Below are 22956 nucleotides of genomic sequence, written 5' to 3' on the forward strand. Positions count from 1 at the left end.
TTCCATGTCTTTTTTATTTCACCGGATAGGCTGTTGCAACAGTTATTTTACCATTCATTTTGACATTAACCTTCCCAGCAATTCCAAATCCAGCTGTACTCTTACCACTAAATGGATGATTTCCGGGAGTGGTAAAATTATGTTTTTTTACAATCTGTTCTACCTCACTCGTAATTTTTTGAGCATCCCAATTATCTGGGAATACTGTAGATTCTTTGACCTTCAATGTACCTGGATAAGTTATTTCGGCGTTATAAGGTTGCCCTTCTACTACAGTCTCTGTCGGCTTATATACAACTCCACTTTCTGGACTATAAAAATCAGGATGGCGCGAATGAGCACCTGTGATTTCAGGATTGCCAGTTCTTCCCGGTCTCACCTCTCCTGCCACATGACGCAACGACTTGCGGTTATAAAATTCAGTGGTTGGTAATTTTTCCACCAAGGCTTCATTTGGACAACCTTTGGTGATCAGGGCTTTCTCGGCTTCTAGCACGCGAGCGGCTTCAGCTTCTTCGACTTCGATCGCTGTTACGAAGACTTCTTCGGATTCAACTGCTCGTAAGACAGAAAACATTTCAGACAACGGTAAGCACATAATGATAAGTAAGATGTCTGTTTTTTCGAGCTGGATTTGGGACTGTTTGATGACCCAGTCGGTATTTTCGTAATTTGGTAAATTCTTCAATACATTGCCACCGACTTCAGAAATCGCTGCAATGGTGGTTTCATCTAGACTTCTTGGTAAGGCATTCGTGCGTTCTTCATCAAACAAGCCATCGGCTAACGCATAGTAGTTGCAATAGATACCGAAAAAGCTTTGCACTTTGCGGATCGTATAGATGACTTCTTGGTTAAAGCCGATGTCGATTTGATCTAAGGGAACAATTTCTTGCGTTCCCCGATACACAAATTCACCTTCCCGATTAATGACAACTTCCTTGTCATTGGCTTTCGCTACGATCCGGAATAGATTGGTCTGAAACGTATCAGGCAATTGATCAATCAGCGCATCCCGCTCATCGATCATCTGACGGGTGATTTCTTTTCCGACTTCATTGACGGAATCGACATCTGTTAGGTCTACTGCCCCGAATTGGACCGAAGAATATTCTTTGACCAGTTCCAAGGCTTGTTCAGGTGTGGCGATTTCTGCTAAAAATGTATCAAAGTCCGTCTCCATGGGAATCGTGATGCCACGAACATCATATTGTGTATATAATTGTTGACGATGGTCATAGGCGGTATAGCTCATGGTCACATTGACATAGGGTGTTCCTGGACCATTATATGGAGAAAAATTGATTTGTTTTAGGGCGCCGATCCGCGGAGGTAATTTTTCATTTCCCGGTAAGTATTCATTCAGTGAAGTATCTGGATAAACTAACAGACTTTGATTGTTTGTGCTTTTCGGCACGAACAATCTGCTCACACCGTCTGTGCCAGTTCGCATCTCATATCCAGATAAGTCGGGGGTCGTTTCTATGTATTCGAGAAACTGGTTTTGGACTGAAATCCAACTAGCCAACTCGATTTTAGTGGTTGGATAAATCTCAATCGGATCTTCGGGCGCATCAATGGCGTCACCAAGTAAACTGATCGATTGTCTTAAGATATTGGTGGAGGTCACCCGATACAACTGACTGACAGCCATCTCTTTGGACGATTCTTTTAAGTAGGGTCGGGTAAATTCAGCAAAGGCGGTAGCTTGGATGATCGGTGCAATTTTTGAACGAGCAAACCGTGCACTGAGGGGTAACGTACTTGGCCCTTCCATCATGTCTAAATAATCCGCTAGAACCAAATTATCAAATACGTTATGTTCGGCAGTCAAAGTATCCGTAAATCCTCGGAGTTTTGCCCATTCGTTCCATGTTTTTTCATCTTTCGCTTGCGAAGTGCCGCTTAAATCAATCTCAACAGCCGGACGCGAGATCGCTTCTCTGAAGGATCGATCACTCGCAAAGGCTAAGAGTGTCGGTTGGAAAACCGACGACAACAACATCACAACCATCAACAACGAGAACCATTTCTTTTTCACTTTCATTTTTCCACTCCTTTTCTTTTTTATTTACACCGAGAGTATACCGCAAGAAAAGAAAGCGCTTAACAAAAAGTGAAGATTCTCATGAAACGACTTTTTCTAAAATAAGAAAAGGAAATTCAATTATTTATTCATAAAAATTTTTGTATGTACAATTCAACATAAAACAACTATGAAAATGTATGCCGTACCAAAAATACATCAAAAAAGCCGGGATTTTTTCAAATCCCGACTTGGCTCGTTTCTAAAAGAGAACCTTCTAGATAAAAATCAATTCAATTGTAAATATGCAATGGATTATTGACTGATAAATAACTTTTAGATTTCTCTTCAGAAAATCATTGAGCAATGAAACTTTTTACATTTTATCTGGTGCATGTAATCCTAATAGACGTAAGTCTTCTTTTAGTAAAACAGTTACCGCATAAACTAACGCTAAGCGCGCATCTTTTTGGTCATCGTCCGCTAAGATTTTTGTATGTGCATAGTATTTATTGAATGCTTGTGCCAGTTTGATCGCATGTTTTGCAATGATCGATGGCTCATATTTTTCACCCGCTTGAAGTACTGTTTCAGGGTATTTCTGTACAAGCTTCACGACTTCCCAACTATTTTCATCATTCAACGCATAAGCTTGATCTTCAGAAGGAACAAAACCTGCTTTGTCTAATAAACTCATCGCACGAGCATGAGTATATTGGACATAAGGACCAGTTTCCCCTTCAAAACGAACCACTTCTTCTAAATTGAAGTCAAAGGTATTCAAACGATCATTTTTTAAATCGTGGAAAATAACAGCACCAACACCGACTTGTTTTGCGATGACATCTTTGTTTTCCAAATCAGGATTCTTTTCACTGATTTGTTGTTTCGCTGAGTCGATTGCTTCATTCAATACTTCTTCTAGTAAAACGATCTTTCCTTTACGTGTAGATAGTTTTTTACCACCTTGTGTGATCAAACCAAACGGGATATGGTGCATATCATCTGACCAGTCAAAGCCTAGTTCTTTCAAGACAGCTTTCAATTGTTTAAAGTGATAACTTTGTTCATTACCAACTACGTATAGTGATTGACTGAAATCATACGTACGTTTACGGTATAGTGCAGCTGCCAAATCACGCGTAATATAAAGTGTCGCACCATCTGATTTTTTGATCAAGGCAGGATTTAGATCATAAGCAGATAAGTCAACGATTTCTGCACCTTTGTCTTCTTGTAAGAGATGTTTTTCTTCTAGTAATTCGACAATCTCATCCATCTTGTCATTGTAGAAAGCTTCCCCGTTCAATGAATCAAAACGAACTTCTAACAAGTCATAGATCTTGTTGAATTCTTTCATTGATTCGTCACGGAACCATTGCCATAACTCCATCGCTTCTTCGTCGCCTTCTTCTAGACGCTTGAACCAAGAACGAGCTTCATCATTCAATTCAGGTTGTGTTTCAGCTTCTTCGTGGAATTGGACATATAGACGCAATAATTCATTGATTGGTTCAGCTTTTACAGATTCAGCAGATCCCCATTTTTTGTAGGCAACGATCAGTTTTCCAAATTGTGTTCCCCAGTCTCCTAAATGGTTGATACGTACTGGTTGGTAGCCTAATTTTTCCATAATAAAGCCAATTGAGTTTCCGATTACTGTCGAACGTAAGTGACCCATTGAAATTGGTTTTGCAATGTTTGGTGAAGACATATCGATAGGCAGGCTTCCTTGGTTACCGATCGTGCTATCACCATAGTGTTCTTTTTCTTTTACTACTGTAGCTAACACTTGCTTACTAATGATCTCTTTGTTCATAAAGAAGTTCAAGTATGGTCCGACGACTTCGATTTTTTCAAAATTTGTTGCATCGATTTTCTCAGCAAGATCCGCTGCGATCTGTTGTGGTGCTTTGCGGAAGATTTTTGCTAAAGAGAACGTGGGAAATGCGACATCTCCATGGTCCGCTGATTTTGGATTTTCAAGTAATTGTGCGACTTGCTCCAATGTCAAGTCATCTTGTACTACTTCATATAGTGCTTTTGCAACAACATCTTTGTTATTCATTTATTTTCCTCCTACATATTGTTTGCTGTAAAACAAAAAAATCTCTAGCAAATCCATATTTCCTATGAATTTACTAGAGACGAGAATTCCCGCGGTACCACTCCAATTGTCCTAAAAAAGGACCTGCTCGATCTGATATCGGTAGACGACCGTCTGTCAAAGACAGAGTTCTCCAAGTGCGCTTCATTGGGATTTGTCCGTCCGGCTTCCACTCTACCCAGACTCGCTTTGAACGAAATGACACCAATTACTCTCTTGTTCAGCAAACGTTGCTCTTATTTAACTTGATTGAATTATAGCAGATATCCAATCGACTGGCTAGAGTTTTCTTCATAAATAAACGGTGTTCGAAAAGCTGACCTTCAACAACAAGCTAAAAAATCAAAAAATATGAGATACTATTTTCTGATTTTCTATCTTATTGCTCAGGTCAAAGTGCTTTTCTCACAACCTAAAATGTCCAGGAGGTCTAAAGGAGATTAAAAACCAACTGGACATTTTATACACATGGTCATGGTAAAACGATAAAAAGTTTCTTACGCTTCATCAGCAACAATGATCGTTCCTTCTTCTGAAGCTAATAGATTCTCAATATTTTCTAAGGAAGTAATAATTGCTTTCCCAGTAGGACGAGCCTCAACAAAGGCAATCGCTGCTTCCACTTTTGGCAACATGCTTCCTGGAGCAAATTGGTTTTCAGCAATGTATTGTTTCATTTCTGAGACACCAACTGTTTCTAGTTTCTTTTGATCAGGTTTTTGATAATTCACATAGACATTATCGACACCCGTCAACACGATCAGTAGATCTGCTCCGATGATCTCTGCTAATTTTTCAGAAGCAAAATCTTTGTCGATCACGGCTTCTTTTCCTTCAAGACCTGTTGCAGTTTCCACTACTGGAATACCGCCACCACCTACAGAAATGGTGATCACGCCTTGTTCCACTAATGTTTGGATGACACGAGCTTCTTTGATTGAGATTGGTTTTGGAGAAGCAACGACCTTACGCCAACCACGTCCTGCATCTTCTTTGAATGTTACGGAAGAGTCTGCTTTCATCTGATCGTTCGCTTCTTCTTCTGTATAGAAAGGTCCAACTGGTTTGCTTGGATTTTTGAACGATGGATCATTTTCATCAACGATGACTTGTGTCACTAAAGAAACGACATCTTTATCGATTCCTTTTTCCTTCAACACTTCGCCCATCGCATTTTGCAACCAATAGCCAATTGAACCTTCCGTCATCGCCACGCATGTATCTAATGGCATTGCCGGTGTTTTTTCTGAATCAGCCGCTTGTTGTTGGATCAACAAATTTCCAACTTGAGGACCATTACCATGTGAGATGATCAATTCATCTCCTTGTTCAATAAATTTCACTAAGTATTTTGCTGTTTCCATCAATGCGTCTTGTTGTGCTTTTGCACTTGCATCTGTTGATAAAATCGCGTTTCCGCCTAATGCAACGACCACTTTTCTATTTGCCATGTTTATCTCCCTTTCTTTCAGAACATTCTGAATTTTGCCGATGACAAAACAAGCCAGCGTTCCTCTCGAACGATCCTCACGCTGACTCGTTTTGATTATTTACTTGTTAGTGTTTATACACGAGGAATGAATAAGTTTCCTAATGTTGCTGCCATGATTGCTTTGATTGAGTGCATACGGTTTTCTGCTTGCTCAAATTGACGTGCATATTTACTGCGGAATACTTCGTCTGTTACTTCCATTTCAGTGATGCCGAAGCGTTCTTTCATTTGTTCACCGTAAACTGTCTTCGTATCATGGAATGCTGGTAAGCAGTGTAAGAAGATCAAACGATCTGTATTATTTGTTTTTTCGATCATATCCATATTGATTTGGTAAGGTTTCAATAATTTGATACGTTCTTCAAATTTATCTTCTTCACCCATTGATACCCAAACGTCTGAGTAAAGAACGTCTGCTCCGTCTACCCCTTTAGCAACATCGTCAGTGATCATTAATTGTGCACCTGATTTCGCTGCAAACTCTTCAGCCATTTTCACGATTTCTTCTTCAGGTTGTAATTCTTTTGGTGCAACAATACGCATGTTTGTTCCTAAGATCGCACCTGTTACTAACAATGAATTCGCCATGTTGTTACGTCCATCGCCACAATAAGCAACTGTGATGCCTTCCACTTTACCGAAGTTTTCTTGGATCGTTAAGAAGTCAGCGATCATTTGAGTTGGGTGCCATTCATCAGTTAAACCATTCCATACAGGTATGCCTGAGAATTCAGCTAATTCTTCCACCATTTTTTGGCTGAAACCACGGAACTCGATTCCGTCAAACATACTACCTAATACTTTGGCAGTATCTTCTGTAGATTCTTTTTTACCTAATTGGATGTCATTCGCACCTAAATATTCAGGATGCGCACCAAGATCGATTGCTGCAGTTGTAAATGCTGCACGAGTACGTGTTGATGTTTTTTCAAATAGTAATGCAATATTTTTTCCTTCTAAGTAATGATGTGGGATGCCACGTTTTTTCAAATCTTTCAAGTGTTGAGAAAAGTCGATCAAATATTGTAACTCTTCCTTTGTAAAATCTTTTTCTGCTAATAAACTTCTTCCTTGAAATACTGATTCTTTCATATGAACATTCTCCTTTAAAATTGTATTCTATTTGATAGTACATAAAGTACTTGGTATTAAGAGGAAATCTGATGGCAGCTGACAGGGACTGCCATCAGGAATAAACTATTTTAAATCTTCACGAACTAACGGTTGGCTCATGCAACGAGGGCCACCACGACCGCGTGACAATTCACTTGAAGTGATTTCCAATACTTTGATGCCGTAGCTTCTTAATAATTCGTTTGATACATAGTTACGATTGTAAGTAACTACAACCCCTGGAGCGATCGCTAAGGTGTTTGAGCCATCATTCCATTGTTCACGAGGTGCAACGATCGCATCGCCATTACCTGTTGGGATCAATACAAGATCATCTAAACCTAGAACTGATTTCAATGACTCTTGTAAATCATCTGAATGAGAAATTTTGATATCATCGCCAGCTTGTTCAATTGTAAAGACGTCCATTTTTCCTTCTTTACTTTGGATCGCTGGGTGGATCGTGAATTTATCATGGTCAACCATTGTAAATACTGTATCTAAATGCATCATGGCACGATTATTAGGAATCTTGATTGCCAAGACTTTTTCAAATCCGGCGTTTTTCGCAAATAAGTGACGTGCTAAACGCTCGATCGCTTTTGCATTTGTTCTTTGTGAGATACCCACAGCGACAACTGTATCACTAAGGATCAATTCATCCCCACCTTCGATATGATCTGGATTTTCGCGATCCAACCATACGTCAACACCTTTATTTGCAAAACGTGGATGGTGGTTCAAAATGTATTCTGTGAACATTGACTCACGACGACGCGCTTCAAATGCCATTTTATTGATTGTCATCCCATTTCCCATTGATGCGGAAGGGTCTCTTGTAAAGTATAGGTTTGGCATTGGGTCCATGTAGAATGGATAGTCGTCATCAGATGATAAATCGTATAAACTACGTGATTTCACATCGATATCTTTTGTACGGACACCCGCCATGATCTTATCTACCATATCTTGAGTTTCCATTGATAGAAGGAACTCATGAAGACCATCTCTAACAGCATTAGATGCAATAAAAGATTCATCTAACATTTTATTTAAAAATTCCTCTTTGACATTACCTGCATCGATTGCTTCAGCCGCTAATTTCTCTAAATATAATGTTTCAGCGCCTTCACTTTGGAGCACTTGTGCAAATTCATCATGCTCAGCTTGTGCAATCGGTAGATACGGAATGTCGTCGAACAACAAACGATCCATAATATCAGGTGTTAGATTTTCCACTTCTTGACCAGGTCGTTTTAATAATACTGTCTTTAACTTTCCTATCTCAGAGAAAACGTGAATCGGTTTATCCATGTTGTGTTGCCTCCTTCGTTTTGATTACATACTTAGAATAAACTGCTTTTGTAATCACTTTCATGCTTTTCTCGCATTTTAAATGAGAAGAATCTCTCATTATTAAAGCTTAATTAAATAATTACACATTTTTGCATCTTTTATTAATAATTTCTCTTTTTTTTATACTGAAAACTCTATCAAAAAAATTTTTATTCATCAAAAAAATTTTTCTGTATATTTTTAAATCCCATTTAAATTAAGGTTGTTAGCGTTTACTTTATGTATATTATTTGTTTTTTATACACTTTTATGATCACTCATCAAATTATATTCATCTGTTTTGTATAAATCCTACATAATAACAAACGCAATTGATTTTTTACAAAATATAGCTTTTCTCGGAATGTATTATGGCTTTACAAAAGAAATAAAAGAAGTCACAATAGAATTAAAGAATAATAGGAAGCAGGGATGTTCATGCGTGTAAATAAAATCGATTATCATTTTTCTAAACTCAGATATCAACCTGATTTTGAACACTTTACTGATGAGGAATTTGAAGAAATCAAAGAGCAGACTGTCCTACGTTCATATAAGAAAGGACAAGTGCTTTTTGATGAAGGAGATGAGCGGCAACGTTTCTATGTCTTAACAGAAGGATTGATCCGTTTAGAGCGTTATGACGAAAGTGCTACTTATTACTACTATGATTATGTTTCAGCAAATAATCTCTTTCCAATGTCTGGTATTTTTGAAGAAGAACCTTATACGTATACAGCACAAGCCATGACAGATATCGAGACTTTTTATTTTCCTGTAGCTTGTTATGAAAAAATCGTCAAAAACAACCCCAATCAATTGATTTACATGATCCAGAAGTTAGGAAAAGTCGTTCAGATGCACGAACTACGCATTCAAATCGGCTTGACCTCCAGTGCTTTTGACCGAGTGAAACAAAACCTATTTGTTTTAAAAGAAGAATTAGGAATCCCTACAGAAGACGGTCATATATCGATACCCTATCCGATCACGTTGAAAGAACTAGCAGTCAATAGCGGTACCACTCGTGAAACCGCCGGACAGGTGATCAAACAGCTGAAAGACTCCGGCTTGGTGAATTATGACAAGAAGCGGTTCACGTTTTGTAAGGAGGCAGTGACGCCGGGGTGGCGGGAGTGAAATTATAAACAAATAACACTCTCTTTTAAAACATAATATATATTCTATTAAATTAAAAGCATTTTATAATGCCCCCTAAGTGAGACTTTAGTCTCACTTAGGGGGCATTATAAATTATCTGTGGAATATTGTATATGAAAATCTCTTCCAAATTATAGTAATAGTTATTAGAAAAGATACAGCAAGTGAATATATGAAAAAATACTTGTTAAAAATTATATATCCTATAGCTTGTATATAAATCAGGAAGAACAGACTGAGGAATTGTTTAAAATCAATTTTTATCTTAATAATTTTTTTTGTATCAATATACCTCATTACATTAACTACAATATAGCTAAGATTGGAAGCCACAATAGCTCCTAATATCCCTATCGTAGGAATAAGTAGTATAGATGAAATTATACTTACTAATGCTCCTGATAGTGTGGAGATCATTATCATTTTATTATTCATTGCAGCAGTGTATATTGAACCGAAATACACTGAAAGGCAGTTTAATACCGCTGATACTAGTAATAGTGGAACGTAATACCAATATAAAAAAAACTCTCCTTTTAAAACTATTCTAGAAATCATAGGAATAAATGTAATTAGATAACTACATGCCAGAATTATCAAAGTATAGTATATAGAAAAAACCTTTGAAAAAAATTTACTTGATTCTTTCTGTTTAATTTCTTTTGAGGCAGAAAATTGCCATGCTTGCTGAAATATTGAAGATAGCATATTTATAATTGATGGAAGCTTACTTATTGCAGTAAAAATCCCTGCTATCGCTACGCCTTCAAAAAACATCAAAATATATCTAGTTGAAATATTAGCAAACCACCAAGAAACTGAGTTGGGAATCATTGGAAGACTATAAGTAAGCATGCGCTTTACTAGCTGCGAATCTTTTGACGATATATTTATGAACTTGTATAATTTTAACCTAAAAAATAAATAACTTGCCGAAAATAAATTTCCAATAGCAATCGAAAAGATATATCCTTGAACTCCTTGTTTTAATATGCCGACGAGTAATATGCTAACTAGACCAAGGGCTAAAGCATTTAAAATACCACTAATTGCAAATTCTTTAGAATAGCCTATACCTCGAGAAAACTGTGCAAAAATTTGTCTTAGACTGTATGGAATTAACATGGATAAAAAAAGTAATGGATAATTACTACTAGCTATCAAACTAATTGCTATACACACCACTATAGTAGCAACTAATGATTTTAGTAATAGTCTAAGGCTATTACTAAAAACTGCTTCTTTTGTAGAATGAATGTTATCAATACTAAATCTAAAAACTGCTTCATATAAACATAAAGTAATAAAAGGCATTATTAAATCCACACTGTTATTCAGCAACTCAGCAGTTCCATACTGTGTAGGAGTCAAAAAACTAGTATATAAAGGCATTAATAAAAAGAGAATAAGTTTTGATAAAATATTCCCAATTCCAAAAATCAATGTATTCATACCTAATGTTTTAAACTTAGCATCCAACTTAAGTAAGTTAGTTAAATTGTTTTTTCCATTTTTCAATTTTTTCTACCTCAACTGTTATATTCGTGTCCCACTTACTATTTATTAGGCCCTGCAAGCTTAAAGAAGTTTCATCTCGCTCAATGCATGGGATATGATTATTTTTTTTGATTTCTCTTGCTCTATTGTCGATGGCAAGTATTATAGATCTTCTACCGTGTTGCAGAGAAAAAATTCCTCCATGTAATCTGGTTCCAATATAATCACATTCATGCGTCTTTAAAAATTGGTCAAAGGCATTCAGATTGGGAGGTAATATGTTTACATTTTCTGCCTCATTAAGCTCATTTAAATAAGTTAAGTCACCTAAACTTTGAGGCCAAAAATAAACATTGCTATAGTTTTCTTTTATTATTTTAACCATCTCTTTATCTTCATTGTAATTTCTAAAAGACCTGTAGTGTGTGAGAGTAAAAATAGCACAATTATTTTTAGTAGTGGGGATACTCCTACAAACCTCTGGAGTAAGTTCCCAAAGTGTTGGACATCCAGTTACAATTGCTTTTAACCCAATTTCTTCCAACATTCTTTTAGTAGCCTGATCTCGTACACTATGAATATAATCATGTGAGAGTACTTTTTTATAAAGGAATTTTGTATATAACGTTGTTTTTTTAGAGTTATTACCGCTACCTACTCCGAATAAAATACTATTTTTTTGAATAGAAGTATTTAAAATATTTATATTCCAATTCGGCATAGGCCGTAACATATTTTTATATAGCAAGTTAGTTCCACAAATAAATTTCAAATCTGCAGCGCCAAAATTTTCTTTAAAGCTCTTATTATATAAAATTTGAAAATGGTTTAATACATTAGTCCTAGTAGGTAATTTTAATATATAATCTTCACTAAAAATCTTCTCTGATTCCCTCGCAATTGCTTCATTAATTATTTCGTCTCCAATATTTAAAGTACCTATTGAAGTATCAAAAAACAATATTTTTTTCACTATCTTCACTCCTATTAATTATGCCCTTATAATATTCTATAAGTTTTGGTGCTTCTACATTAATGTCATAGCCCATTTCTTCTGTTTGACTCAAATTTCTGTCTATATTAATATTTACAATATTTATAATTTGTTTAGCCCACTCAAGAGAAGAATTGTTCAAAGAAATATAATAACTCTTTTCTGATTGAAACTCTTTTGATATTTCATCACTAAATATACATGGGAGTCCAGAGGATAACGCTTCAACACCAATAACAGGTAATCCTTCATATAAAGAAGGCATCAAAAAAATATCAATTCCTGATAATATAAAATCAATGTCATTCCTACTACCGGTGAATATAACTTCATTATTAAGTCCTAACTTCTCAGATTTAGCTTTAAGGTTTTCTAATTCTTGACCCTCGCCAACAATTAGTAGCTTACTATTAGGTAATTCTTTATGAATTTCATTAAATATATCGATTAAGAATTTTTGATTTTTTTGCTTTGATAATCTTCCAATACTAGCAAATACTACTTCATCTTTAAGTTTAAACTCACTCCTAATTTTTTTCCTTTTTTCTAAAGAAAATTCAAATTTTTTAATATCTATAGCATTCTTTAATATATTCACTTTATGCATTTCCATAAATCTCTTTCCAAATAAAAAATATCCTGCTTCGCTTGAACAAGCAATAAAATCAGTACAAAGTTTTTTTAGATTAACACATAACAGTCTATTTCTAATTGAATTAATTTTTTTATCAGAAAATTTTGTAGCATGGCTATGCGCAATTATATTTTTAATTCCTGATCTTTTTGCATATTTAGCAACTAGGAAAGCAATATTAACTGTATGAATATGTGCAATATCATAATTATTCGAATATTGTTCAAAAAATTTTTTTACAGCTGTTTTTAGTACAAACAGATTTTTCATTTCTAAAGCAGGTAATACATAAACATTTGATCCTAATTTTTTGACAAAGGCATCAAATTCACCATCTTTTTCATTTGAAAAGAGAAGGTAATCAAATATTATTTTTTCATTAAAGTGACTTTGATAATTTTTAACTACGGCCCCTATGCCACCTGTCGGCCTTCTCCCTATAACGTTTAATACTCTCACCATATTATTTTCATTTCTCTCCTGTATATTTTCTATTGTGAATTCCAAAAGAACTCATATGGATATACTCTGTTCCAGTCCGGTCTGTAAATTATTATCACCAAATAATATATAAAGAAACAAATCAGTATTATATATATCAAAAATAATTTAATATTTTTAGTTTGTTTCGTAAAACTCAGTGCATTAGGAATAAGTATAATTGAATAAACTGTAAAAAAATCACTAACTCTATCTAACAAACTAAATCTCAAAGATATAACTGTAATTGAAATTCCAAACATTAACATATGAAACATTAAGTTATTGACTTTGTTTTTTTCAAACTTACATATATATACAAATAAAAGTATTACCAAGTTTACCAATATATTTAGAATGGTAGCTACCCTAGTATTTCCATCCATATAGCTTGAATTCAAATAATATGAATACGTTGGAAAGAACCGCAAAACGAAAGAAAATATAGTATTAAAACTAAATAATCCTACTAATGTTATTAAAGATAAAAAAGCTATATACCTTTTTTCATTTTTAATTTTCTTAAGAATAGCTACTACCAAGAACACAATAGCTGTATTATGGAATAAAGAAGCTAAAAATACTAATATAATGAAATAGAGTATATTTTTTTCTTTAATTAAAATATAAAAGCCTAAAAACAAGATAACCATTGCTAAACTTTGTCGTAATATATTCATAGACAAATCAAAATATCTCAACGTAAAAAATAGATAGACACTTAGCCAAACTATTTTTGAAAATTTATTGATAAGCATAGCGTAACCTAGACAAACTATGAAAGCCGATATAACAAATAAAGACTGACTATTTTCAAAAAAAATTTGTATAAATTTGTTAAAATATAAGTATCCAGTTTCGAACCGCCAAGTAAAATTTTCGACAGGCATAAATTTAAGATTTTCAAACAATAACTTATAGTCACTAGTATCATTACCTATGTTGACAGATCTTAGAGCTGATAGTGCAAAAAAAAGTGAGAAAGTGCAGAATAAAAAAATTTTTTTCTGCTTCTTAAAAATTGCAGCTAATAATAGTATATATAATGTCAAGATAAAAAATAACCCCATATGATCTCCTTATTATCTAAACTAATATTCTTTAATATATTTTCTAATTGTTTCTTTAATTAAATCATATTTATTTTCAACTTCAATAAAATTAAACTCTTGAGAATTGTAGATTTTTTCCATTTTCTCAAATGATTTCCAAAAACTAGTTTTATCTTCTATTAAGCTAACAGCATTACTAGTTTTTATCCACTCGTATTGTCCTGTCACTTTATGATTATATGTTTGAAAAATTAAACACGGGGTATTCGTAATATATGAAAAGATCATTCCGTGTAGTCTATCTGTAATAACCATATGTGAAGCAGAAAAATCATTTAATTTTTGAACTAATACATCTTCACGATTGCTAGAGTTGACATCAAAATCTACAACTGTATCTGTAATTTCTACTTGATATCCTTTTGCAGTTAATTGTTCTGACAGCCATGAAGCGCTCATCCTGTTTTCTGCTTTTTCTCTGTCATTTCTCAAACATAATAAAATATTCTTCTTTCCTCTGGATATATCATTTTTATTCATACCTTTCATTGTAAAAACAATATCAGGAACTAAATAAATGTTTTTCACATTTTTTTCTTTTAATAGTTTAAATGACTCTACATCTCTCAAAAAAACATGGATATTATCTCTACTTCTAAAAATATCTATTGTGTTATTAAATTCTTTATCTCCAAGCTTAGTCTGCGGGAAATAAACTGTCTGTGGAAATAAAATCACTGGGTGGGCTTTGAATGAATTTAAAATTTTCCTCCGTAATAATTCTTCGCGAAAATACTCTATACCTATGTTCCCTCCACCTTTTATTGTTATAATATCATCCTTAGAAATCTTATTTTTTAAAAACTCTATCGCATTCAAAGTTTCATCTACACTGTATTCAACAACTTCATATTCCGGGAAATTATTTTGTAAAAATTCTTTGTGAGATAGTGTTAAAGCATGATCTCCTAGATTAGGATAATCCGTGCCAAGTAATACGAATAACTTAGGTTTATCAGTGGTAAATTTATTTTGAATTGAATTTACTTTTTTTGTATTTAAGTGAAGTTTAATTAGTTTCAACTTTAAATTAAGAGGTAACATTTTTTTAATTTTCTCTATTATTTTATACCTTTTACTCATTAATCACTTTTCTCCTTAAGAATTTATCTGAAACATATTTCATCACTGGCTTTGGGGCTATCATAAAAAAAACTTGGCTAGCTATTACGTAACTCAAATCAAACACATTACAATACTTTTTCTTGTAATAAGTATTTATAGTTTTTATATAATTAATACAATTTATTTTGTCTTTTCTTCGAAGATAGTTATCTCTATTAGACCTAAAGTACAATCCGATTTCTTCTAAATTTTCAGCATAGTACCCCCTACTAAGTGCATTTAAAAACAACTCTAAATCTTCTTTTCTTCGGACATCTTTGTATCCACCTAATTGGACTATTCGAGATTTTCTATACATTACAGTGGGATGATTAAATGGACTTCTCCGTTTTGAAAATTTAACTATATCGTCATATCTACTAGGAACTTGTCTAATACTGATTATATCATCCGGATTAGAATAAAACTCTGCAATTTGCATTCCTAAAATATCCAATTTCTCATTGGAATTAAACTTTTTCAGTTGTTTTTCACACCGATCCTTTAGACTAATATCATCACTATCCATACGTGCTACTAGCTCATTCTTACAATTCATTAGACCCTCATTCAAAGCCAACCCTAACCCCATGTTTTTTTGCAAAGCAACTATCTTTATATTATTATATTTTCTAGAATATTCTTCTAAAACAGTGTCTAACTCGGGAGTTAACTTTCCATCCTTTACGATAACAAAGTCATCTGTTGAAACGGACTGATTCAAAATACTTTCAATACTTTTTTTTAAATAATAAGGATCTTCCTTGCTATATACTGACATTAAAACTGAATATGTCTTGTTTTTTTTCATTTCATAGCTCCTGTTCTTCGACTGCAATAACTAAACTTCCAAATGCTTTATTTATCAATCTTCCAACTTTTCCTGGAACATATCCTAACAAACGAATAAACCAATTCATCCAAGAAAACAAATAAATCTTTCGACCATTTTCTTCTGCAATATCTCTGACCATAGAACTCGTTCTAACATATGAATCATTTTGTGGGAAAAATATCCCTTTGTCTTGATTATCTACTCTTTCTTTGACGAAAGAACATAACTTGTCAATATGCAACATGGAACGTTCGTTTTTAACGTCTGGAAATATAGGTAATCTATTTGCTATTTTAACTAACTGTCGATAATTCCCCTTACTATTGGGGCCATATATCATTGGCGGCCTAAGAATCACAATTTTAAAATGATTTTCGTTTAATGGTAACAACCCTTGTTCTGCTTGCAATTTGCTATCGCCGTAAAAGTTTGAAGGGTTTGGCTTAGTTTCAGCAGTAATCACACGTTTCTTATTTATATTTGTCTCTTCCCCATAAATAATAATGGAACTCATATAAATAAACTGACCAGATTTATCAGATAAATCCTTCTTATATTTCTTTGCAACATTAATTGCTAAATCTCTATTCACTTCATAATAAAGATTTTTTGTCTCTTCTGAAACTTTTGAGACATCTGCATGGGCAATCCCAGCTACATGGAATACTGTGTCATAAATGGAAAAGTCAAATTGTTTCCATTCATCTCCCCTCACACTTAGCGAATCTATCTGATAGTTATCGCTATATTGTTTCATCCAACTTTCAAAAGATGTTCCGATATAACTGTTTGCACCAGTAATAAGAATTTTTTTCATTTATTATTCTCCTTTTTTAGTGAACCTGTTCCACCCTCTAAAACACCTTCACTCTTAAAAACTGAGATTATTGTTCCAAAAAAACATTTTAAATCCATCCAAGGAGTAACGTTAGCTGTATAGTATCCGTCTAAATTAGCTTTATGTTCGATAGCTAATTCATCACGTCCACTGATTTGTGCTAACCCGGTCAAACCTGGTCTAATATCATTTGCATCATATTTTTCTCGTTCCTCAATTAAATCATATTGATTCCATAATGCCGGACGAGGACCAATGATTGACATATCTCCTTTTAGAATATTAAATAGTTGAGGTAATTCATCCAAACTCGTTTTCCTTAGAAATCGTCCTACACGTGTGATATAGGCTTCAGGGTTAGATAGCAAATGTGTTGGCATTTCTTTCGGTGTCTCGATTTTCATCGTACGGAACTTAAAAATATAAAAATATGATCTATTTTTGCCGAGTCTTTTCTGTTTAAATATGATTGGTCCTCTAGAATCTAATTTAATTGCTATACATAAAATTAGATATAATGGAGACAAAATGATAATCCCCACGAAAGATAAAAGTATATCAATGACTCTTTTCAACCCATTTTTATACATAAATAACTCCCCCTATTTACTCGAAGCCCTTGCAAATGCTACGACTTCTTTTGCTAGCTTTTTGTCATCGTCGGATAAACCTGTTACAAATTCCATGACTTCTTGGATCGGGTAACCTTTGATATTCCCGACAAAAATCTTCTCATACACCTGTTCATCATTTCGTTCTTTGTCCAATAACAGTTCTTCATACAATTTTTCGCCAGGTCGAATGCCTGTTTCGACGATTTCGATTTCTTCTTCAGTGTACCCACTCAAGCGGATCATATTTCGTGCAAGATCTAAGATTTTAACTGGTTCACTCATATCTAAGACAAAGATTTCGCCACCTTTGGCTAATGCACTCGATTGGATGACTAAACGGCTTGCTTCTGGGATCGTCATAAAGTAACGGGTCATCCGAAAGTCGGTGATCGTGATTGGTCCGCCTTTTGCGATCTGTTCTCGAAAAACAGGGATCACGCTTCCACGGGAGCCTAACACATTACCAAATCTTACGGCCGAAAACTTGGTACAGTTTTCTCCATTCAAGCCTGTCACGATCATTTCTGCGATTCGTTTGGTGGCTCCCATTACATTTGGTGGGTTATTTGCTTTATCTGTGGAAACCATTACAAAGTTTTTGACATTCGCTTCTTTGGCAGCCTCAGCTACATTTTTTGTTCCTTTGATATTGTTTTTTACTGCTTCTCTTGGGTTATATTCCATCAATGGCACATGTTTATGTGCTGCTGCATGATAGACGATATCTGGCTGATGTTCTTTCATGATATGGAAGATCTTTTCACGGTCTTGGATATCAGCAATAATTGGAATGATTTCTGTTTTATTATAAGAGGGATCTCCTGATAGTTCGCGATGAATCAAATAAATCGAGTTTTCACCATGTCCTAATAAGAGTAATTTTTTTGGCGAAAAAGCAAGTACTTGACGACAAATTTCTGAACCAATAGAGCCTCCAGCTCCGGTAACAAGTATGACTTTTTCTGAGATGTGTGATTTTAGTTTGTCTAAATCTAATTTGACTTCTTCTCGTCCTAACAAGTCGACTACGTCGATTTCTTTCAAGCGAGAAACATTGATTTTCCCTGATGCGATTTCTTCAATCGAGGGCATGGTATTCATCTTGACTTCTTTTGATTCGATAAGATGGAAAATTTCACGAATTCTTTTTCGTGGCAAGGAAGGTATCGCGATCGTTACCATGTCAATCGACAATTCATCGATCAATCTTGGTAAGTCTTTGGTATTCCCTACGACTTTTATCCCAGACAAATATGTTTTATATTTGTTCGGATCATCATCCACAAAGCCAATCACTTCCAAATCGTTGATTGCTTTTGAACTAAGAATACTATTGCATAGGATACGTCCGCCTTCGCCAGCTCCGATAATTAGTGTTCTGTGTTTGTTTAGTGGCGATTCTTGACGCTGTGCTTTATGTTCGATATATATACGCCAGAATAAACGACTGCTGATGATGAGAAACATAGATAAGATGTAAGTTAATAATTGTAATCTAAGGCTGATTTTTTGCATAAACAAATATTGGATGATAAATGATGAAATAACGGTACAAGTGATCGCTGAAAAAATAGCTGCCATCTCATTTAAATTCGTATATCGATTGATTCGCGTGAATGTTTTGAACAGCATGCCATATCCAATGTAAAAAATTAGTGATACGCCTAGATTCACGGCTAAATAATCTTGATCGATACCAACAAATGGTGTCATAAAATAATAGCTTGATAATATAGAGATGCCTAATAATAAACTATCAACCAAAACTAAAATAATTACTTTTCTTCTTCTAGTAAGTTCAAACAAACCCTGCGCCCCCTAAAACTTTTATACAATAGGTCGAAAATCTTTTGCATGCACTTGCTCCCCATTGATGATGTCTCTTGTTACTTGATCCATTTCTTCGATGACTGTAGATCCAAATTTTTTCTCTACGATACTATATGCTTTTTCCATATAAAAATCCCGATCTTTTCGACTATGGGCATCTGAGGCGATCATCTGGACAAGCCGATGTTGGACCAGTTCTTCACTTAACTTCTTGATCTGTTTGCCATAAACACCTGCAATGCTTGGTGCAGTCAACTGCGCCAAACAACCCATATTCAAGTAGGGTAATAATAGATTAGGACTTTCTTGGAAACCGCGGTTCCGCTCAGGATGGACAATGATTGGTACGATCCCCATCTGACGTAATTCATAAAACAAATTTTCTGTGTATTCGGGAATGCTGTTTGTTGGTAGCTCAGCTAGCAAATAGCGATCGGTGACATCTGCAAAAAGAATCTTGTCACTTTTAATTTCATCTATCAAATTACTTTTTATTCGAACTTCTTGTCCTTCAAATAAAGTTAGGGAGATGGACTGTCGATCGAGTTCTTTTTGCAAGTCTTCGACAGCTAGTAATACATCTGCTTTTTCATTGGTGAAACGTTGATTGTGATGAGGGGTGCATAAAATGTGGGTGATTCCTTGTCGAACAGCTTCTTCTGCCATGGCGATCGATTCTTTGACCGTTTTTGGTCCGTCATCTAAACCAGGTAAAATATGACAATGTAAATCAATCATTTTTGCTCACTTCCTCATCAATAGTAATAATAATTAAAATCTGCATTCTTCTTCGCACCGTTGTAAACAACACCTAAAATCGTTGCTTGTGCAATGGATAGCAGTTCTTTCGCTTTGATTAATTCTTGTTTCATTGTTTTGCGTTCTCGGACGACTAAAAGTGTCCCATCTGTTTTTGCGGCTAAGATCTGAGCATCAGTGACTGTTGCAATGGGAGGTAAATCAAAAATGATCAAATCAAATACTGCTTTTAGTTGTTCGATCACTTCTTCCATTCGTTTCGAATCAAGTAGTTCTGATGGATTCGGTGGTTTCGGTCCACTTGTCATGACCCAAAGATTTTCGACGGAACTGGTATGATAATATGATTCCGGTCTTCCTTCACGATCGCCTAAGAAATTACTTAATCCATTGACATTTGGCAATTGAAAAGTCAATGCTACACTTGGTTTTCTCAAATCAGCATCCACCAGCAAAACTCGTTTGCCACTATTTGCGAATACGACAGCTAAGTTAGCAGCTGTTGTTGATTTTCCTTCACCTGGTCCAGATGAAGTCACGACCATCGTCTTCAATTCACGATCGACAGAAGCAAATTGGATATTTGAACGGATCGTCCGATATTGTTCGGAAACCATGGCATTTTTATCGGTAATGCTGAGGAGTGAAACAGGTAAAATAGTGTTTTTCTTCATAAATACTTCTCCTTATACACGTTTTCGTGAACGACGGCTTTCTCTTTGTTCAGTTGTTTCAATTGTTTCGACTTCTGCGGGTTGAAACATACGGCCGTTTTCAAGTTCTTTCTTCGTCATTTCATTGACATCTCCAAGAATCGGCAATCCTAATTCTTCTGTGACAAAACGTTCATCTTTGACTGTTTTATCTAACAACTCTAGAAGAAAGGCTAATCCGACTCCAATCATCAAGCCAAGCAACCCACCGATAACTACGTTCAACATGTTATTTGGTGAAACAGGTGTAGGATTGCTTTGTGCTGCAGAAGTGATCGTCACTTTATTGACATTCAATACGTCCGTGGCTTTTGATTGGAATACTTGTGCTGTAACGTTGGCGATATCCGTCGCATGATCTGGATTATCGACAGTTGCAACGATTTGGAACATTTGTGAGTTTTGTGATTGGTTGACACTGATCACCGATTTCAACTCACCCTTTGTAAGACTTTGTCCATAATTTTGTTCAAGTTCTCTTTGAACATCATTGATGACAACATCGCCTAAAATCATATCTTTGTAAGTATTGATCAACAATACGTTAGCGTTGACATCTTGTAGATTCGTATTCGTATTTTCTGCTTTTGACTGAACGATCATCTCAGCTGATGAACTGTATTTAGGTGTGATCAAAAAGAACGTGACTCCAGCAGCTAATGCAAATCCGGCAAGCGTGGTCGCAAGAATCAGCAACCAACGCTTTCTTAAAATCTCAAATAATTCTCCTAGACTAATCGTTTCTTCCATGTTTTCTCCACTTTCTATCGTTAATATCTTTTCTTAACTTTTCGTCTTCTTAATAGTTCGCTCAACATCCAGATGATGAAACTACAAATAATGAGCACGATTCCCCATTGGATAAATGTTACAATAAAGTTGCTTAGATACGTAGTTAAAAAATGATAGAGCGACTTTGAATTGATGCCGATACGCTCGACCATTTTTGAAAGGTACACAAAAAGAGGTAACGCTAAAAGCATTAGACCAGCGCCACCCACTGCATAACTTAAATAGCGTAACGCACGATGGAAAAAACGTGTGTCGATTGCAATGATCGCAATCACTAATAATGCAGAAACTGTCATTGTAAAGAAGATCAATAAGGTCAGCGTTCTTTTATACCCCATCACTTGCTTCCCATAGGTCAAAAGATAAGGGATCTCAATATATTCACTATAGGTTTCGATGGCAGATTTTTTTAGATTATCAATTGATTGTTGTGTTTCTGCATTGATTTCATAATTGTTTTCTTTCGCATAGTCTTCGACTTTTTTCTGGATGATTTTGTCTACATCCTCTGTCCGTTCAATCAAAAAAGGAATGTCTGTATAAATGGTGCGAATATAGTGTTCAACATTCGATTGTACATAAGCTTGAGGAACAGTGTCTGCCAATACATCTGCAGGAATATTGCTTCCTCGACCTAGATCGCTGATTCTTTGATTGATCTCAGAGGTGATCGTTTCTGAATAATTGGCTTCTTCCATGGCTTTTTCCATAAACTGTTGGTTGAACAACGTTAGTCTCAATACAACTAACGTCATGCCGGCAAACAAACTCAAAGAACAAATAAAAGTAAGTAGCCAACGAGACCCTTTTTGCATGAATTTTTGCGTACTCATGATTTCCTCCTATTTATTAGGATTGATCAACGGACCTTCAACTAACTCACAGATAACAAAAAGTCGTTCATCCGTCATGCCTAAACTATCAACAGGATAGCATGTATAAAGAAGCAGTATTGGTTTATCTTTTTGACTGATCAATTCATTGATTTCCGGATCATCTTTATGACGAATCACCATTTCTTTTACTTGATAGCGGTAATTCGCATAGGTCGTCTTAGCTGTCACGATATCATTTGTTTGAATACCGCTTAGCTTACCAAACCCATCAACATTGTGCCCACCAACTAGTGACGTTCCAGTCTCACCTATGTAGACAGAACCCATATATTGTCCGGCACCTTTTCTTAATATCTCATCGGTATCTCCAAAATACAAAGGCACATTCAGATCTAAAGAATCCACCATGATGTCACCATAGCGTTCGCCACCTCTGGGGTAAGCGATACTGCTAGATGCCAGTTCATTGTTCTCATCTTTAGCGACATCTTCTTCTTTTACAGCTTCAAAGCTTTGTTCTTGCGTTTCGAATGTTGGGACATCTGAAAGTAAAAACAAATTTAAAGAAGAAGTGGCAAAATGAATGACAGGTCTTCCTATGACGTACATTAGAGAATAACCAGCTGCCAAAAAAAAGACAGGGACAAAAAGCATTGCCCCTAGTCTCTTAAGCAGCTTGCGCTT

20 protein-coding genes are annotated in these 22956 nt (G+C 35.1%); 1 reads left to right on the forward strand and 19 read right to left on the reverse strand.

The features are described from left to right. Positions 1–13 precede the first annotated feature (13 nt). From IGJ19_RS08490 to arcA, 5 genes are all read right to left on the reverse strand, one after another. Positions 14–2047 carry an EndoU domain-containing protein gene (locus tag IGJ19_RS08490; RefSeq protein WP_430603683.1) on the reverse strand — a complete coding sequence of 678 codons (2034 nt, stop codon included), beginning with the start codon at positions 2045–2047 and terminating at the stop codon, positions 14–16. 355 nt (positions 2048–2402) lie between these two features. After that, complete coding sequence (gene argS / locus IGJ19_RS08495) at positions 2403–4094, reverse strand: arginine--tRNA ligase (RefSeq protein WP_195514519.1); 1692 nt, start codon at positions 4092–4094, stop codon at positions 2403–2405. Between the two features lie 536 nt (positions 4095–4630). After that, positions 4631–5584 (reverse strand): carbamate kinase, encoded by a 954-nt coding sequence (arcC, locus tag IGJ19_RS08500; protein ID WP_010735176.1) that lies wholly within the window; start codon positions 5582–5584, stop codon positions 4631–4633. 113 nt (positions 5585–5697) lie between these two features. Then, complete coding sequence (gene argF, locus IGJ19_RS08505; protein WP_430603685.1) at positions 5698–6717, reverse strand: ornithine carbamoyltransferase; 1020 nt, start codon at positions 6715–6717, stop codon at positions 5698–5700. Positions 6718–6822: 105 nt separating this feature from the next. Then, complete coding sequence (arcA, locus tag IGJ19_RS08510) at positions 6823–8052, reverse strand: arginine deiminase (protein WP_062805084.1); 1230 nt, start codon at positions 8050–8052, stop codon at positions 6823–6825. 459 nt (positions 8053–8511) lie between these two features. Between arcA and IGJ19_RS08515 the strand changes: the two genes are divergently transcribed. Further along, entirely contained in the window at positions 8512–9213 is a 702-nt protein-coding gene (locus IGJ19_RS08515; protein ID WP_430603687.1) for a Crp/Fnr family transcriptional regulator, read from the forward strand. A 114-nt stretch (positions 9214–9327) separates the two neighbouring features. On the opposite strand, the gene IGJ19_RS08520 is transcribed toward IGJ19_RS08515, so the two are convergent. The 14 genes from IGJ19_RS08520 to IGJ19_RS08585 are packed head-to-tail and all read right to left on the reverse strand — an operon-like array spanning position 9328 to position 22926. Next, complete coding sequence (locus IGJ19_RS08520) at positions 9328–10752, reverse strand: lipopolysaccharide biosynthesis protein (RefSeq protein ID WP_161642521.1); 1425 nt, start codon at positions 10750–10752, stop codon at positions 9328–9330. Next, positions 10724–11704: a polysaccharide pyruvyl transferase family protein gene (locus IGJ19_RS08525; protein WP_074800728.1), complete on the reverse strand. Its 981-nt coding sequence runs from the start codon at positions 11702–11704 to the stop codon at positions 10724–10726. Before IGJ19_RS08525 ends, IGJ19_RS08520 begins: the two co-directional genes overlap by 29 nt. Next, on the reverse strand, positions 11682–12821 hold the full coding sequence (locus IGJ19_RS08530; protein ID WP_074800731.1) for a glycosyltransferase: 1140 nt from the start codon (positions 12819–12821) through the stop codon (positions 11682–11684). Before IGJ19_RS08530 ends, IGJ19_RS08525 begins: the two co-directional genes overlap by 23 nt. A gap of 29 nt (positions 12822–12850) precedes the next feature. After that, positions 12851–13909, reverse strand: a complete 1059-nt coding sequence (locus tag IGJ19_RS08535; protein WP_074800734.1) for an EpsG family protein — start codon at positions 13907–13909, stop codon at positions 12851–12853. A 21-nt stretch (positions 13910–13930) separates the two neighbouring features. Further along, positions 13931–15034 (reverse strand): polysaccharide pyruvyl transferase family protein, encoded by a 1104-nt coding sequence (locus tag IGJ19_RS08540; protein ID WP_074800737.1) that lies wholly within the window; start codon positions 15032–15034, stop codon positions 13931–13933. Continuing rightward, on the reverse strand, positions 15027–15866 hold the full coding sequence (locus tag IGJ19_RS08545) for a glycosyltransferase (protein WP_074800740.1): 840 nt from the start codon (positions 15864–15866) through the stop codon (positions 15027–15029). The genes IGJ19_RS08540 and IGJ19_RS08545 overlap by 8 nt, the downstream gene beginning before the upstream one ends. Before the next feature lies 1 nt (position 15867). After that, on the reverse strand, positions 15868–16707 hold the full coding sequence (locus IGJ19_RS08550; protein WP_074800742.1) for an NAD-dependent epimerase/dehydratase family protein: 840 nt from the start codon (positions 16705–16707) through the stop codon (positions 15868–15870). Next, positions 16704–17318: a sugar transferase gene (locus IGJ19_RS08555; RefSeq protein WP_074800745.1), complete on the reverse strand. Its 615-nt coding sequence runs from the start codon at positions 17316–17318 to the stop codon at positions 16704–16706. Before IGJ19_RS08555 ends, IGJ19_RS08550 begins: the two co-directional genes overlap by 4 nt. Positions 17319–17330: 12 nt before the next feature. Next, the gene (locus tag IGJ19_RS08560) at positions 17331–19148 is read right to left on the reverse strand and encodes a polysaccharide biosynthesis protein (RefSeq protein WP_074800749.1); all 1818 of its coding nucleotides are present in this window, start codon (positions 19146–19148) and stop codon (positions 17331–17333) included. Between the two features lie 21 nt (positions 19149–19169). Next, positions 19170–19910: a tyrosine-protein phosphatase gene (locus tag IGJ19_RS08565; protein WP_074800752.1), complete on the reverse strand. Its 741-nt coding sequence runs from the start codon at positions 19908–19910 to the stop codon at positions 19170–19172. A 17-nt stretch (positions 19911–19927) separates the two neighbouring features. Beyond that, positions 19928–20605 carry a CpsD/CapB family tyrosine-protein kinase gene (locus tag IGJ19_RS08570; protein ID WP_062805073.1) on the reverse strand — a complete coding sequence of 226 codons (678 nt, stop codon included), beginning with the start codon at positions 20603–20605 and terminating at the stop codon, positions 19928–19930. Between the two features lie 12 nt (positions 20606–20617). Next, positions 20618–21394 (reverse strand): YveK family protein, encoded by a 777-nt coding sequence (locus IGJ19_RS08575; protein ID WP_010735161.1) that lies wholly within the window; start codon positions 21392–21394, stop codon positions 20618–20620. A 20-nt stretch (positions 21395–21414) separates the two neighbouring features. Beyond that, on the reverse strand, positions 21415–22269 hold the full coding sequence (locus IGJ19_RS08580; RefSeq protein WP_010735160.1) for a hypothetical protein: 855 nt from the start codon (positions 22267–22269) through the stop codon (positions 21415–21417). Positions 22270–22278: 9 nt separating this feature from the next. Further along, entirely contained in the window at positions 22279–22926 is a 648-nt protein-coding gene (locus tag IGJ19_RS08585; RefSeq protein ID WP_023519871.1) for a class D sortase, read from the reverse strand. Positions 22927–22956: the final 30 nt, after the last annotated feature.

This window comes from Enterococcus sp. DIV1368b (assembly GCF_050529595.1).
Taxonomy (GTDB): Bacteria; Bacillota; Bacilli; order Lactobacillales; family Enterococcaceae; genus Enterococcus_B; species Enterococcus_B mundtii.

Excerpts from the sequence above, each read along its gene's own strand:
- IGJ19_RS08490 (WP_430603683.1), bottom strand. The coding sequence starts at position 2,047 with ATGAAAGTGAAAAAGAAATGGTTCTCGTTGTTGATGGTTGTGATGTTG.
- argS (WP_195514519.1), bottom strand. The coding sequence starts at position 4,094 with ATGAATAACAAAGATGTTGTTGCAAAAGCACTATATGAAGTAGTACAA.
- arcC (WP_010735176.1), bottom strand. The coding sequence starts at position 5,584 with ATGGCAAATAGAAAAGTGGTCGTTGCATTAGGCGGAAACGCGATTTTA.
- argF (WP_430603685.1), bottom strand. The coding sequence starts at position 6,717 with ATGAAAGAATCAGTATTTCAAGGAAGAAGTTTATTAGCAGAAAAAGAT.
- arcA (WP_062805084.1), bottom strand. The coding sequence starts at position 8,052 with ATGGATAAACCGATTCACGTTTTCTCTGAGATAGGAAAGTTAAAGACA.
- IGJ19_RS08515 (WP_430603687.1), top strand. The coding sequence starts at position 8,512 with ATGCGTGTAAATAAAATCGATTATCATTTTTCTAAACTCAGATATCAA.
- IGJ19_RS08530 (WP_074800731.1), bottom strand. The coding sequence starts at position 12,821 with ATGGTGAGAGTATTAAACGTTATAGGGAGAAGGCCGACAGGTGGCATA.
- IGJ19_RS08535 (WP_074800734.1), bottom strand. The coding sequence starts at position 13,909 with ATGGGGTTATTTTTTATCTTGACATTATATATACTATTATTAGCTGCA.
- IGJ19_RS08540 (WP_074800737.1), bottom strand. The coding sequence starts at position 15,034 with ATGAGTAAAAGGTATAAAATAATAGAGAAAATTAAAAAAATGTTACCT.
- IGJ19_RS08545 (WP_074800740.1), bottom strand. The coding sequence starts at position 15,866 with ATGAAAAAAAACAAGACATATTCAGTTTTAATGTCAGTATATAGCAAG.
- IGJ19_RS08550 (WP_074800742.1), bottom strand. The coding sequence starts at position 16,707 with ATGAAAAAAATTCTTATTACTGGTGCAAACAGTTATATCGGAACATCT.
- IGJ19_RS08555 (WP_074800745.1), bottom strand. The coding sequence starts at position 17,318 with ATGTATAAAAATGGGTTGAAAAGAGTCATTGATATACTTTTATCTTTC.
- IGJ19_RS08565 (WP_074800752.1), bottom strand. The coding sequence starts at position 19,910 with ATGATTGATTTACATTGTCATATTTTACCTGGTTTAGATGACGGACCA.
- IGJ19_RS08570 (WP_062805073.1), bottom strand. The coding sequence starts at position 20,605 with ATGAAGAAAAACACTATTTTACCTGTTTCACTCCTCAGCATTACCGAT.
- IGJ19_RS08575 (WP_010735161.1), bottom strand. The coding sequence starts at position 21,394 with ATGGAAGAAACGATTAGTCTAGGAGAATTATTTGAGATTTTAAGAAAG.
- IGJ19_RS08580 (WP_010735160.1), bottom strand. The coding sequence starts at position 22,269 with ATGAGTACGCAAAAATTCATGCAAAAAGGGTCTCGTTGGCTACTTACT.
- IGJ19_RS08585 (WP_023519871.1), bottom strand. The coding sequence starts at position 22,926 with ATGCTTTTTGTCCCTGTCTTTTTTTTGGCAGCTGGTTATTCTCTAATG.